At 61.7% G+C, this 13,333-nt stretch carries 16 protein-coding genes; 9 read left to right on the top strand and 7 right to left on the bottom strand.

Going from position 1 to position 13,333, the window contains the following annotated elements; all coding sequences use genetic code 11:
- From AKG12_RS13860 to ubiT, 5 genes are all read right to left on the bottom strand, one after another.
- Nucleotides 1-981: an ABC transporter substrate-binding protein gene (locus AKG12_RS13860; RefSeq protein ID WP_052819242.1), complete on the bottom strand. Its 981-nt coding sequence runs from the start codon at nucleotides 979-981 to the stop codon at nucleotides 1-3.
- A 149-nt stretch (nucleotides 982-1,130) separates the two neighbouring features.
- Nucleotides 1,131-1,514, bottom strand: a complete 384-nt coding sequence (locus tag AKG12_RS13855; protein WP_052819241.1) for a hypothetical protein — start codon at nucleotides 1,512-1,514, stop codon at nucleotides 1,131-1,133.
- A complete protein-coding gene (gene ubiV, locus AKG12_RS13850; protein WP_052819309.1) occupies nucleotides 1,511-2,449 on the bottom strand; it encodes a ubiquinone anaerobic biosynthesis protein UbiV in 939 nt (312 codons plus the stop codon). The genes AKG12_RS13855 and ubiV overlap by 4 nt, the downstream gene beginning before the upstream one ends.
- Nucleotides 2,450-2,454: 5 nt before the next feature.
- Entirely contained in the window at nucleotides 2,455-3,432 is a 978-nt protein-coding gene (ubiU, locus tag AKG12_RS13845; RefSeq protein WP_052819240.1) for a ubiquinone anaerobic biosynthesis protein UbiU, read from the bottom strand.
- Nucleotides 3,423-3,938, bottom strand: a complete 516-nt coding sequence (ubiT, locus tag AKG12_RS13840) for a ubiquinone anaerobic biosynthesis accessory factor UbiT (protein ID WP_052819239.1) — start codon at nucleotides 3,936-3,938, stop codon at nucleotides 3,423-3,425. The genes ubiU and ubiT overlap by 10 nt, the downstream gene beginning before the upstream one ends.
- A 149-nt stretch (nucleotides 3,939-4,087) precedes the next feature.
- On the opposite strand from ubiT, the gene AKG12_RS13835 reads away from it, so the two are divergent.
- Genes AKG12_RS13835 through AKG12_RS13825 form a run of 3 tightly spaced genes read left to right on the top strand, consistent with a single transcriptional unit; the run spans nucleotide 4,088 to nucleotide 6,608 of the window.
- The gene (locus AKG12_RS13835) at nucleotides 4,088-4,438 is read left to right on the top strand and encodes a DUF488 domain-containing protein (protein WP_052819238.1); all 351 of its coding nucleotides are present in this window, start codon (nucleotides 4,088-4,090) and stop codon (nucleotides 4,436-4,438) included.
- 56 nt (nucleotides 4,439-4,494) lie between these two features.
- The gene (locus AKG12_RS13830) at nucleotides 4,495-6,021 is read left to right on the top strand and encodes a UbiD family decarboxylase (protein ID WP_052819308.1); all 1,527 of its coding nucleotides are present in this window, start codon (nucleotides 4,495-4,497) and stop codon (nucleotides 6,019-6,021) included.
- Nucleotides 6,018-6,608 carry a UbiX family flavin prenyltransferase gene (locus AKG12_RS13825; RefSeq protein WP_052819237.1) on the top strand — a complete coding sequence of 197 codons (591 nt, stop codon included), beginning with the start codon at nucleotides 6,018-6,020 and terminating at the stop codon, nucleotides 6,606-6,608. Before AKG12_RS13830 ends, AKG12_RS13825 begins: the two co-directional genes overlap by 4 nt.
- Before the next feature lie 4 nt (nucleotides 6,609-6,612).
- Here the strand turns inward: AKG12_RS13825 and AKG12_RS13820 are convergent, their stop codons facing one another.
- Nucleotides 6,613-7,290, bottom strand: coding sequence for an NnrU family protein (locus AKG12_RS13820; RefSeq protein ID WP_052819236.1), 678 nt, complete (start codon nucleotides 7,288-7,290; stop codon nucleotides 6,613-6,615).
- Between the two features lie 12 nt (nucleotides 7,291-7,302).
- The gene (locus tag AKG12_RS13815; protein ID WP_003504656.1) at nucleotides 7,303-7,458 is read right to left on the bottom strand and encodes a hypothetical protein; all 156 of its coding nucleotides are present in this window, start codon (nucleotides 7,456-7,458) and stop codon (nucleotides 7,303-7,305) included.
- Between the two features lie 137 nt (nucleotides 7,459-7,595).
- Here AKG12_RS13815 and AKG12_RS13810 point away from each other — a divergent pair, with 137 nt between their 5' ends.
- From AKG12_RS13810 to AKG12_RS13785, 6 genes are all read left to right on the top strand, one after another.
- Nucleotides 7,596-8,129, top strand: coding sequence for a cytochrome c oxidase subunit 3 (locus tag AKG12_RS13810; RefSeq protein ID WP_052819235.1), 534 nt, complete (start codon nucleotides 7,596-7,598; stop codon nucleotides 8,127-8,129).
- Between the two features lie 5 nt (nucleotides 8,130-8,134).
- On the top strand, nucleotides 8,135-8,425 hold the full coding sequence (locus AKG12_RS13805; protein ID WP_052819234.1) for a hypothetical protein: 291 nt from the start codon (nucleotides 8,135-8,137) through the stop codon (nucleotides 8,423-8,425).
- A 179-nt stretch (nucleotides 8,426-8,604) separates the two neighbouring features.
- Nucleotides 8,605-9,057, top strand: coding sequence for a c-type cytochrome (locus AKG12_RS13800; RefSeq protein ID WP_046800955.1), 453 nt, complete (start codon nucleotides 8,605-8,607; stop codon nucleotides 9,055-9,057).
- 24 nt (nucleotides 9,058-9,081) lie between these two features.
- The gene (locus AKG12_RS13795; RefSeq protein WP_046800956.1) at nucleotides 9,082-10,428 is read left to right on the top strand and encodes a nitric-oxide reductase large subunit; all 1,347 of its coding nucleotides are present in this window, start codon (nucleotides 9,082-9,084) and stop codon (nucleotides 10,426-10,428) included.
- 65 nt (nucleotides 10,429-10,493) lie between these two features.
- On the top strand, nucleotides 10,494-11,306 hold the full coding sequence (locus AKG12_RS13790) for a CbbQ/NirQ/NorQ/GpvN family protein (RefSeq protein ID WP_052819307.1): 813 nt from the start codon (nucleotides 10,494-10,496) through the stop codon (nucleotides 11,304-11,306).
- Nucleotides 11,307-11,373: 67 nt separating this feature from the next.
- A complete protein-coding gene (locus AKG12_RS13785; RefSeq protein ID WP_052819233.1) occupies nucleotides 11,374-13,272 on the top strand; it encodes a nitric oxide reductase activation protein NorD in 1,899 nt (632 codons plus the stop codon).
- Nucleotides 13,273-13,333 lie beyond the last annotated feature (61 nt).

Here is a 13,333-nt window from a genome sequence, read left to right as displayed (position 1 = left end):
CTACACCAGATAAAAGCCGTCATCCGGTCGCCGGCCGCCGATGATTGCCGGGTCGGCCTTGGCGAGTTCATCGTAGAACGCCTCGAGATCGGCACGCGCAGCGCTCGCCTTCAGGGCGCACAGATGACTTGTCGGGAAGGAGGCGGCGATAATTTCCGCCGGGAAACCGAGGGTATCGGCGGCAGCAGCAACCGTTTGCGGGTCAGCGGCGGCACTGGCGAGCGCGGCTTCCATGCCCCCCTGCAAGGCCTCTATACCCGCCTTGCCGAGCTTTTGCTGAACCTGCGACGTCAGTGCGAGACCCGCCTGCGGGATTTCCGGCTTGCCCGCCACCTTTCCCCATTCATGCTGGATGTCGATGGTGCGATGGACGGTCATGAAAAACGACTTTGCCTTGATCAGCACAGCGGTCGCAGCCGGCTCACTGAGCAGGGCGGCATCCACCCGGCCCGTCAGCAGCAATTGCACGGCTTCCGGCGGCGAAGCGGCATATTCCAGCTTGATATCGCCGGGCTTCAGGCCGTTCTCGGCAACAAGGCGGCGCAGCACGAAATCGGGCATATCGTTCTTGAACGGCAAAGCGAGGGTCTTGCCGGAAAGGCTTTGCAGGGAGTTCAATGTCTCGTCTTTCGAAACGATATAGAGCAGGCCCGTGGTCAGCACGTTCATCAGCCCAAGACCAAGCCCGCGATTGTGGAGATTGGCGGCCCCGTAACTCGGCATCACCACCGCCCCCATGGAGCCTGAGGCGACGGCGGCGCGCATTTCATCCGGCGTTTTCCAGGCTTTGAATATGGCCCCAGGCGCGACATCCTTTAGAAACCCGCCCTTTACTGCATGAGCCAGCACGGCGGAGGGCGCGGCCGGAGGGCCATAAAAGGTGAGCGGCGCTTCCGCCTTCGCAACATGCGGTGCGGCAAGTGTCGCAACCGCGAGCCCAGAAAAGGCTGAAAGAGCCTGACGACGGGTGAGATGGGCCATGGTCCTGATCCTTTCGCGCCGGAAGCGCCCAGATACGCGTGACGCCCGCTCAGACCTGTCTTCCGGTCCCGGCGCGTCACCAACCCGGAAATGACATTTTGCAAGCGCCCGCTCTTTGCGCAGGATCAAACAGGGCCGAAAACAGGGATTTATTCACCCTTCTTGAGTGAGAGCGCGTCGCGCAAAATTCGCGATCCCTCCTGAGCGGCGGCGGCGATGTCGAGAAACATCAGGCTCGCCGTCTCGACGATGCCTTCATCCACCGTGTCGTCTTCGGCGAAATCGCAGAGCATCTCGGTCAGAAGCGTGATCTTGCGCCGCTCCTCGCGGGCGGCGGTCAGAAGCTTGACGATATTGCGCTGGCGCTCAAAATCCTCGAGCTCGCGCAGCGCCTCATGCACCTTGTCTCGGCAGCCGCAATCGAGCGCGCTTTCCAAAACGATGTTGCGTACCAGATGGATCGCAGCGGCGATATCCGCCCCGCCCGGCGCTGCCGCAGACAGTGATGGTGGCTCTTGCCCGTCCGTCGTCATGCATTTACCCCATGCGCCGTGTTGCGAGCACGGGCGATCCAGGCCGCCCCTTCCTGCCCGTGGTGAAAACCATTGGAAAAAGGCACGTCCGGATAAATTTCCCCGAGACGGGCAAGGCCATCTTCCACAGCCTGCCTGCCGGCCAGAACATCGTCATGGATTTGCGCCACCGCAACCATGTCGCAATCCTGCGGCGAGAGCCGGAAGCGGGCGATGCCGGCAGCGGCCAGATCCTGCAATTCGCCAAGCAGCGACTGGCAGGTGTGCGACACCGTCTGTACGCCGTTCAGCGCCAGAAACGACTGCCGATCAAGCGTGCGTACCGGTAGTCCGTCCGGATCGTCACCGCAGACGAACTGGCAATTATCCTTGATATTGCCCTTGGCGCGGGCGTGGGCGCAGCGCGCCGAAATGGCGAGCGGCAGGCGGCCGAAGGCGAAGACTTCGAAGTCCAAATCCGGCGTCTCCGCCACGATGCGCTCCACCGAGGTCATCGGCAGTTCCGGCGGCAGGCATATGGCGCTCGCGCCGCGAGATGACAGCAACCGCGCGGTCGCGGCATTATAGACATTCACCGTCGGCCCGACGACATGCGGCGTGCCATGCAGCATGCCGAGCGCGGAAAGATCGTTCGCCTCGACGGGATAAGGGCTGTCGGCGATCAGGCCGCGCAGCTGGCGGCTTTCCCGCTCCAGCGTCACCAGCGAAAGTGTCGAGAGGATCACCTGTTTTCCGGCGCCCTCCAGCCGCTCTATCACTTCGGCGAGATGCGGTTCGGTGAAATGAAACCGTTTGGAGCAGACGGTTTCACCGAGATAGACATGGCTGACGGGCGCCTCATCGGCGATGCGGAAATAGAAATCGCGCCATTTCTCGCCCTGCCAGAGATAAAGGACCGGCCCGAGCGCCAATGTGGCTTTTGCGTTTTTTGCCATCGCCATCATCTCCAGCGTTTCTCGTAGGCGCCGACAGTTGTGCGCTGGCCTTCGCTTAACAGTCGCAGGCGCGACAGCAGCCGTCCCCGTTCTTCGGCGCTGGCAGCCAGCGCCCTGTGCAGGGTGGAAACCACTTCCGCCACATAGGCCTTGCCGCGCTGGCGGCCTTCGATCTTCAGCGCGCTGACCCCCGCTTCGCGCAAGGCATCGATCTGGTCCATCACATCAAGCGAGACCGGATCCTCGAAGGCATAGGACCTGTCATCGGCAATCTCGAAACGGCCCTTGCATAGCGTGGGGTAACCCGCCGCTTCCCCGGCGGGAAAGCGGTTGATGGTGTAATCGCCGAGTTCCGACACCAGCTCCCGCCCATCCTGCCGGTAACGCACATGGCTTGCCGGCGAGCAGACGCCGTTCATGTTGGGTGATTTGCCTGTCGCATAGGAGGACAGTGAGCAGCGCCCCTCCGCCATGACGCAGAGCCCGCCGAACACGAAGATTTCGATTTCACAGCGGATTTGCCGCGCCAGCCGGGCGATGTCGGCAATGGTCAGCGTGCGCGGCAACACCACACGTTTCGCGCCGAAAGCATCAACGAGGAAATTTACCGCATCGGCATTGGAGGCGGAGGCCTGCACGGAAACGTGGATGCGCTGCTGCGGATGATGTTCCGCCACATGCGCCATCAGGCCGAAATCGGCAAGGATAAGCGCATCCGCCCCCGCCTTCACGGCATCGGCCGCGCCGCGATACCAGATATCCTCACTACCGGCACGCATGAAGGTGTTAAGCGCCACGAAGGTCAGGACGCCGCGCTTCTTCGCGTAAGCGATGGCCTCGGCAAGCTCTTCGCGGGAAAAATTGAGGCCGGGAAAATTGCGGGCATTGGTTTCATCGCGAAAGCCGCAATAGACGGCGTCTGCCCCGGCATCCACGGCCTCGCGGAAGGCGGCGGGCGTTCCGGCAGGACAGATCAGTTCCATGCCTCACCTCCCCGTGTTTCGGATAGAACATGGCCGCGCAGGCGGTTCGCAAGCCCCGTTACCACCGGCGCGAAAGGCCCGGCAAATGCACCGAGATCACGCGGCAGGTCGATGCCGCTATCGTCAAGCGCATTGCGCAGCGCCAGCATCGCCTCCATGTCGCCCGTCACGCTCAGGTCACGCGAAAAGAACAGCGCATCGGCATCCTGCCGCCCCTCCATCAGCGCCAGCAGCATGAAAAGCGGCCCTTCGACCGCCGCATCCACCCTCGGCAGGCGGCCCTTGCGGCTGACGGTGATGGCGGGATAAGCCGGTTCGACCATGAAGGCGAAGGGCAGATCGACGGGCAGAAAAGCGTAGCGCTTGCCGCCATGCTCACCGAGCCGTGCAAACAGATGAGGGTGCCGTTTCATGATCTGCGCCAGCATCGCCGCCGTCGCTCGCTGCACCACGGCAAGGGGCAAAAAATTCATGGGGCGGGCGATGGCGGCGGGGAAAGGTCTCATGGATGGTCCTGTCAGGTCAGTTGCGGGCAGAAACCTAACCGCAGCGCGCCAGCACAGGTTTGAGCGAACGCAAAGACAGAGAGATTTTCGGGTGCGGCGTCACAAAAGCCGCTATAAATCATTCACTTGCGAAGCGAAGGAGGCCGCCAATGTCCGATATAAGGATCAAACGGATTTACGATGCCGCCAGCGATGATGACGGCGCACGCATTCTGGTGGATCGGCTGTGGCCACGTGGCATGCGCAAGGAAACCGCACAACTTTCCCTGTGGATGAAGGAAATCGCTCCCAGCAACGAATTGCGCAAGAATTTCTCGCACATGCCGTCGCGCTTTGCGGAATTCATCCAACACTATCATGAGGAGCTGGCGGCCAATCCCGATGCCGTGGCGCGCATGAAGGAGCTGATGGCGAATGGCCGCGTCACACTGCTTTATGCCGCCCATGATACCGAACACAACCACGCCCTCGTTCTCGCCGACTATCTTCGTTCGCACTGAAGCCGCGTTTGCGGCAGCGCAAGGACATGCCGCACTACCGCCTGCAAACAGACGGCATGAGAGACGAACCGACAGACACAAAGACAGAGGTGAAGCCCACCCGCGCAGCCGATCTGCGCGGTTTCGTCCGGCTGCTGGAAGAACGCGGGCAACTGCGGCGAATCCGCCAGCCGGTCTCGCTGGTGCACGAAATCACCGAAATCCACCGCCGCGTGCTCGCCGATGGTGGGCCGGCGTTGCTGTTCGAGCAACCCGTTGACCATGAGGGCAAGGTGCGGGACATGCCGCTGCTTGCCAATCTCTTCGGCACGCGGCAGCGGATCGAATGGGGGCTTCGGCTGGAAGCGGGAGGACTACCCGCGCTTGGACAAAAGCTCGCCGAATTGAGCGAGCCGCGCCCGCCCAAATCCATGGCCGAGGCATGGGGTAAGCTGCCCCTGCTGCGAGCAGCACTTTCCATGCGGCCCCGCAACGTTGCACGCGCGCCGGTGCAGGAAAAGGTACTGACAGGCGATGCGGTCGATCTTGCCCGCCTGCCGGTGCAATGGTGCTGGCCGGGAGAACCGGCCCCACTCATCACCTGGCCGCTGGTTATCACCCGTTCGCCTGATGACCCCGATGATATCAATGTCGGCATCTACCGCATGCAAGTGCTTGCGCCCGACAGGGTGATCATGCGCTGGCTGGCGCATCGCGGCGGCGCGCAGCACCACCGCCAGTGGCAGGCACGCGGGCTGGATATGCCCGTTACCGTCGCCATCGGCGCTGATCCCGCCACCATTCTTTCCGCCGTCATACCGCTTCCCGAGCATATCAGCGAGCTTGGTTTTTCCGGCCTGCTGCGCGGCTCGAAAAGCCGCATCGCCAGAGCCTTGACCGTGCCGATGCCGGTACCCGCCAATGCCGAGATCGTGCTGGAAGGCACCGTCTCAGCAACGGAAACGGCGCTCGAAGGGCCCTATGGCGATCATACCGGCTATTATAATTCGGTCGAATCCTTTCCGGTCATGACGCTGTCGGCCATCACCACGCGCCGCGATCCGATCTATCTTTCCACCTATACCGGCCGGCCGCCGGATGAGCCCTCGGTTCTCGGCGAAGCCATGCTGGAGATTTTCCTGCCGCTCGTGAAAAAGCAGTTTGCGGAAATCGTCGATCTGTGGATGCCGCCGGAGGCCTGTTCCTACCGCGTCATGGTCGCCTCCATCGACAAGCGTTATCCCGGCCAGGCAAAGCGGGTGATGATGGGCTTGTGGTCGATGTTACCGCAGTTCAGCTATGTGAAGCTCATCATTCTGGTCGATCCCGATATAGATGTGCGCAACTGGGCGGATGTCATCTGGGCGCTCTCCACCCGTTTCGATGCCTCGCGCGATACAACGATCATCGATGATACGCCGATCGATTATCTCGACTTCGCCTCGCCGAAAGCCGGCCTTGGCGGCAAGATGGGGCTGGACGCCACCCGCAAGCTTTCGCCGGAGACGGAGCGCGAATGGGGGCGCGTGCTGTCCATGACGCCAGACGTCGTCGCCAAGGTGGATATGATGTGGCGTGACCTCGGCCTTGGAGAACGGCCATGACCGCGTGCCGCGTTGTGGTCGGCGTCACCGGTGCCTCGGGTGCCGGCATCGCCCTGCGCATCATCGAGCGCCTCGCGGCGATAAAAAGCGTCGAAATCCATCTCGTCCTGTCGCAATCTGCCAAACGCACCGTGCTGCATGAGGAAGGGGCGCAAGCCATGGGGCGGATGTTTTCGCTCGCCGGCTTCAACCATGCCATCGACGATATCGGCGCGGCGATCGCCAGCGGCTCTTTCCCAACGGCCGGCATGATCGTCGCCCCCTGCTCCATGCGCACCCTTGCGGCCATCGCAACCGGACTTTCGGACAATCTCCTCACCCGCGCCGCCGATGTGCATCTGAAGGAACGGCGGAAACTTGTGCTGATGACGCGCGAGACGCCGCTGCATCTCATCCATCTGCGCAACATGTGCACGGTGACGGAGGCTGGCGCCATCGTCATGCCGCCGGTGCCGGCCTTTTATAACAAGCCGCAGAGTGTCTTCGATATTGTCGATCAGCTCGCAGCTCGCGCCATTGATCAGCTCGGCATCAGCTCCGCACCGCAGGCGCCGATATGGCAGCCGCATGTGGTGAAGACGTCGTAACTCTTCAGAAATAGGCCATGGGGTCTGCGCCGAAGAGCATGGCATGGCCGCCGGCCAGCAGCCACCAGACCGTCAACCCTGTCAGCGCCGCGGCTAGTATCATCGGCCCGTCCACGGCGAGGCGTGTTTTGCCGGAAAGGATTGCTGCGAAAGGGATCGTTGCGTTTTTAGCAGCCGCCGTGCTCCATGCATTACCCAGTCTTTTCCGCGCGCGTTTTTCCGTCATCGCCATTCCGCCAAGCGAAAACAGGGCAAAACCGCCGAAGAGAATGACGGAACGCAGGTCGCCATTCGGCACGACATGGCCGAGCGACCAGAACAGGAAACCGACAAGCACCGGATGCCGCGTGATGCGCACGATTGCCCCCGGTTTATCTCCCTGCCGCACGGAAATGGAAAGCGGATTGACGCTGAGAAGACCGGCCAGCACGAAAAACAGACCAATCGGCGCTGCGAGAAAGGTGACATGCGCCTGCCAGGGCGCGACATCCCAGAGCGGAATATAATCGACCGACAGCGCGGCATAAAACACCCAGCCCAGCGCCAGAAGCGACACCAAGAAATAAGCCCCGAAATAGGCGGGCCGGCCGATGGCCGCGATCAACCAGCCACGCACGGCGGGCACGGCGGGAATGGAATGCAGCGCCACAAAAAGCGAAAGAGCGGCGACAAGTTCAAGCATGCGACTGTCTTCTCACTGGTTCAGGAACAGCACCGAAGCAATGGCCACGGAGGCAAGTACGGCGGAAACCGCGCCCATGCGCTGCAACACACCCATACGGTACAACAGCACCGCAAAGCCAATGATAACAGGGGTTGCGACAATCAGCCCGACCTGCGCGTCGTTCATGGGAAGCTCCATTTTCCAGAGTTGCGCTTTGTCAGGACAATAGGACTTTGCGCGCTCCCTTCTTTGACCGACCGCAAAGAAGCGGGGTTTGAGGACGCCTAAGCGTGTCTTGCTGTTTTACAATTACGGACAAGGCCATGGCGATCAATACGGAAGAGGAAAGCGGAAACCTGCTCCTGTGGATTCTGGTCTGGAGCGAGCTTGCCGCCTTCGGTGCGCTCACCGGGGCGTTCATCATCGCTTTTGCCCTCGATGCTGAGGGATTTGCCGCTGGCCGCCAACATCTACAGCCGCAGCTTGCCGGTCTCAATACGCTGATCTTGCTGGCGAGCGGCTGGCAGGCGGCCGTTGCGGCCAGCCGCCACACCGCGCTGCCGGGCAAAAGGCGGGCACTTGTGCTTGCCGGCCTGCTGGGCTTCGCTTTCGTCGGCGTAAAACTCTATGAATACTCCACCGAAATCGCCTTCGCCTCCGATCCCGCCTATGGCGCGTTCTTCGAGCTTTATTTCCTGCTCACCGGCTTCCACCTGCTGCATGTCGTCTTCGTGGCCGTGCTGCTGTTCATCGTCGCAGTCTTGCCGAAAAACGAGAACGTTACGCTGGTGACGACGCTGTGGCATGTCATCGATCTGGTCTGGATCGTCATTTTTCCCGTTATTTATCTGGTTTGACAATCATGATCCAACGCACCTCCCACCAGCTTGCAAGAAGTTTTGCAGTGCTTGCCATTCTCGTTCTCGCCGGCACGGCCGTCGTCACATCATGGAAGGCGGCGCTTCTGCCGCCGGTTGCCACCGCCTGCCTGATGCTGCTTTTCGCACTTATGAAATCCAGACGCGTCATCGACGACTTTCTCGGCTTTCGCGAAGAGCGCGGCCTGCTACGCACGGCGCTTCTGGCATGGCCCGCCATCTTCGCCGCCGCAGCCCTTTTGCGAGCGTTCCTCCAGGGCATTTTGTCGCTCTGAAAGGGGCAGGCCACCCCACCTCGCCGCTTGTTTGCCAAATGGCAAAGAACGCCGGCGGCCAGCGGCTAGAAAGGGTTCAGACCCCACCGCATTTCGCCAGCTTGCTGGCAAATCCCGGCAAGAGGGTTCGATCAAGCCAGTCCGCATAAGCGGTCTTCCGGATGGAAAGGACCATTGGCATGGCAGAACGCCTGACCAAAACAGGAGCGCGAAACGTCTTTTACGGCGGCTCCATCTTCTTCTTCGCCATATTCGTCGGGCTGACGGCCCATAGCCATTATTACATGCGCACCACCTCGACGGATGAAAGCACGCTGACGGAAAGCGTCGCGCGCGGCAAACACGTGTGGGAGAAAAATTCCTGCATCAACTGTCACACGCTGCTCGGCGAAGGTGCCTATTTCGCGCCCGAACTCGGCAATGTCTGGAAGCGTTATGGCGGCGTGGAAGACAAGGAAACGGCCCGCGATTCCATCAAGGCGTGGATGGCCGCCCAGCCCACCGGCATCGAAGGCCGGCGCCAGATGCCGCAATTCAATCTCACCGAACAGGAACTCGATGATCTCGTCGATTTCCTCGAATGGACGAGCCGGATCAAGACGCAGAACTGGCCGCCGAACGATGCGGGTTGAGGCTGACGGCAAGGAGATGACAAGATGAAATACCAGACGCAAAAAGTCGCCATGCTGTATTTTTACGGCGCAATCGGGCTGTTCGTGGCGCAGATCCTGTTCGGCGTCGTCGCCGCGACGATCTACGTGCTGCCCAATACGCTTTCCGAGCTTCTGCCCTTCAACATCGTGCGTATGATCCACACCAATGCGCTGGTCGTGTGGCTGCTGATGGGCTTCATGGGCTCGACCTTCTATCTTCTGCCGGAAGAGACGGAAACGGAGCTTTACAGCCCCAAGCTCGCCATCGCGCAGTTCTGGATCTTCCTTGTGGCCGCCGCCGTCGCCGTGGTCGGCTATATGTTCCGCATCCATGAAGGCCGCGAATTCCTCGAACAGCCCTTCGCCATCAAGGTCGGCATCGTCCTTGTGGTGCTGATGTTCCTGTTCAACATCACCATGACGGCGCTTAAGGGCCGCAAGACCACCGTCATCAACATCCTGCTCTTCGGTCTCTGGGGTCTGGCGATCTTCTTCCTCTTCGCCTTCTATAACCCCATGAACCTCGCGCTCGACAAGATGTACTGGTGGTACGTCATCCATCTTTGGGTGGAAGGTGTGTGGGAACTGATCATGGCGTCGATCCTTGCCTTCCTGATGATCAAGCTCAATGGCATCGACCGCGAAGTGGTGGAAAAATGGCTCTATGTCATCGTTGGCCTCGCCCTTTTCTCAGGCATCCTCGGCACCGGCCACCACTATTACTGGATCGGCGCACCGGGTTACTGGCAGTGGATCGGTTCGCTGTTCTCGACACTGGAAGTGGCCCCCTTCTTCACCATGGTCATCTTCACCTTCGTCATGACCTGGAAGGCCGGCCGCAAGCATGAGAACCGCGCTGCGCTGTTATGGTCGATCGGCTGCTCGGTCATGGCCTTCTTCGGCGCCGGCGTCTGGGGCTTCCTGCACACGCTGTCGTCGGTGAACTATTACACCCACGGCACGCAGCTTACCGCCGCCCACGGGCATCTCGCCTTCTTCGGCGCCTATGTGATGCTGAACCTTGCCATGATGGCCTATGCCATCCCGGAAATGAAGAAGCGTGCGCCTTACAACCAGTGGCTTTCGATGACGAGCTTCTGGGTCATGTGCACGGCCATGTCGGTCATGACCTTTGCGCTGACATTCGCCGGCGTGGTGCAGATCCAGCTGCAGCGGGTCATGGGCGAAAGCTTCATGGATGTGCAGGACCAGCTGGCGATCTTCTACTGGATCCGTCTCGGTTCCGGTTTCGCGGTTCTCATTTCGGCGGTCATGTTCATCTGGGCAATCCTGGTACCGGGCAAGCAGAAACAGGGCGACGTTGCCCGCCTCGTGCAGCCCGCCGAATGAGAAACGAACCGGCTCTCCTTTTCCCCCGGAGAGCCGGTTCCTTGCCACCAACCATGGAGATGACCATGAACACGATTTTCCGTCCCGCGCCGCAGCCGCAACCGGACGCGCCTTTTTACACACCGCTCGGCAATGAATGCACGCTGTTTGAAAGCGCCTGGGTGCGGCAATTGCCGCTTCTGCTGAAAGGCCCGACCGGTTGCGGCAAGACCCGTTTCGTCAGCCATATGGCGGCGAAACTCGGCCTGCCGCTTTCCACCGTTTCGTGCCACGACGATCTTGCCGCCGCCGACCTGACCGGTCGTTACCTGCTGAAAGGCGGCGAAACCATGTGGATGGACGGCCCGCTGACGCGATCCGTGCGCCAGGGCGGCATATGTTACCTCGACGAGATCGTCGAGGCGCGCAAGGATGTGGCTGTCGTGCTGCATCCGCTCACCGACGACCGCCGCATCCTGCCGCTGGAGCGCACCGGCGAAGTGCTGGAAGCGCCATCCGGCTTCATGCTCGTGGTATCCTATAACCCCGGCTACCAGAACCTTCTGAAAAGTCTGAAACCCAGCACCCGCCAGCGTTTCGTCGCCATCGAATTCGACTTTCTGCCCAAGGAACAGGAAATCGCCGTCGTCTCTCATGAAAGCGGGCTGGATGCGCGCGATGTCGAGCCGCTTGTTGATCTTGCCCACCGGCTGCGCGGCCTGAAGGGCCACGATCTGGAAGAAGGCGTTTCCACCCGGCTGCTCGTCTATTGCGCCAGCCTCATCGATACGGGCCTTCCCGCCCGCCAGGCCGTGCGCGCAACCATGATCGAACCGCTGACCGACGAGCCGGATGTGAAAGCCGCGCTGCATGAAGTCGCGGATGCGATCATTCGATAGGCGCTTTGATATCCACACCGGATTGCGCGGCCCCGCGCAGTCCGGTCCGATGCCATGAGGATAAACCATGCTGGACTTTCTGGAACTGGAAGAAACCGTCGGCCGCGCCTGGCACAGGCTGATCGGCGAAACCGGCACATGGTTGCGCTTCCCGGATCATGCCGTGAAGCTGGAGGAGATGCAGGCCGTGCTGGCCATCTGTTTCCGCGGTTTTGGCGGTGAACATGCGGTGCAGATCGCCCCTGCCCGCGCCCGCACCTCCACACACCGGCTGAGGCTGCGCCAGCGCATGGGCCTTGGCGAAGAAAAGTTGGCCCAGCCCGGGCGCGATCACGCCACGCTGATGCTGCCGCCGGTGCTGGATCTATTTCCCGACCGCCGCCTCAACCGCGATCTCTATCTCTGGCTCGCTGCCGCCATGGCGCTGATGCCGCTTGAACCGGTCGTAGCTGCCGATCCGCTGCGCAACGATCTTGCCCGGCTCGACCGCGCCGCAGAACTGGCGGAGACCGTAACCCATGCTTTTCCCGGCATGAAGACCCGTTATCGCCGGCTATGCGCCGCCATGCTCGCGGTGCGGCAGAAACGACCGTTGCCGCAGGCGGAACAGCAGGTGGAGCAACGGGTGCTTTCCATGCTGGCCGATGCGGCAGGGATCGAGGGCTATCCGCCGCCCGCCGGTCTTCCGAAAAAAGCGCCGCCACGCTACCTGCCGATGCTGCCGGTGCCGCTCTGGCCGGACACGCTGCTGCGCGAAACATCCGAGGCCAGGCAGAGCGAAGACCAGCCGGCAGCGGGCGCCGCGCCGCAGGGCGCGGAAGCGGCCCGCCATATCGCCGTGCGCGAAAAGGCCGAGAACCGCCAGACCGAACGCAGCCCCTTCATCCTCAACCGTTTCGAAAAGATCCTCGCCATGGCGGAGATGGTCAATGTCGACCGTCCGGGTGACGACAGCGACGATGCCGACGGCAGTGCGGCCGACGAGCTTGACGATATGACGCTGGGTGAAAGAAAGGGACGGCCTTCCGCCCGCTTCCGCTTCGATCTCGACCTGCCTCCTGAAGCACTGAAACATACCCCGATGACAGCGGAGCTGACATATCCCGAATGGGATTATCGCAGCGGTACCTATCTCGCCGACCATTGCCGGGTCATCGCCGGTCCGGCGAAGGACGCCGAAACGGCACCGGAACCCGGCCCGGACACCAAAAGCCTCATCCGCCGGGTCAGGCGGCAATTCGAGGTGCTGCGGCCACGCCACGAAATGCTGCGCGCCCAGCTTGACGGCAACGATCTCGATCTTGATGCCGTGGTTCGCGCCAGAAGCGATATCGCCGCCGGAGGACAGGGCAGCGACCGCATTCATATGGCAAGCCGCCCGCAGGCGCACGATCTTGCCGTGACGATCCTCGTCGACGTATCGCTTTCGACCGATGCCTGGTTCGACAATCGCCGGGTTCTCGATGTGGAAAAGGAGGCCCTGCTGGTGCTTGCCCACGGGCTTTCGGCCTGCGGCGACAGCCACTCCATCCTGACCTTCACCTCCCGCCGCCGTTCCTGGGTGCGGGTGGAGACGGTGAAGGATTTCGACGAGCCGATGGGCCACACTGTCGAGCGTCGCATCGCGGCGCTGAAGCCCGGTTTCTACACCCGCATCGGCCCCGCCATCCGCCACGCCAGCGCCAAGCTGCATGAGAGGCCGGAGCGCCGCAAGCTGCTTCTGCTGCTGACGGACGGCAAGCCGAACGATGTCGACCACTATGAGGGCCGCTTCGCCATAGAGGACAGCCGCCGTGCGGTTTCCGAGGCGCGGCGCTCGGGCGTCAGCGTCTTCGGCGTAACGGTCGACAGCAAGGCGCAATCCTATATTCCGGCCATGTTCGGCCAGAACGGTTATGCCATCGTCAGCAGGATCGCCAAGCTGCCATCGGCGCTGCCGGCGATCTATCGCAGCCTTGCGGGCTGAAGCATGTCGCGCAGACGAACCTGACGAATCTCAGGTTTGTTTGCGCGGCGACAATGTCTCC

It is taken from the genome of Agrobacterium sp. SUL3 (assembly GCF_001263295.1).
In the GTDB taxonomy this organism is placed as follows: Bacteria; Pseudomonadota; Alphaproteobacteria; order Rhizobiales; family Rhizobiaceae; genus Agrobacterium; species Agrobacterium tomkonis.
The sequence above is the reverse complement of the archived record's forward strand: the minus strand, read 5'-3'. Positions and strand labels throughout refer to the sequence as shown.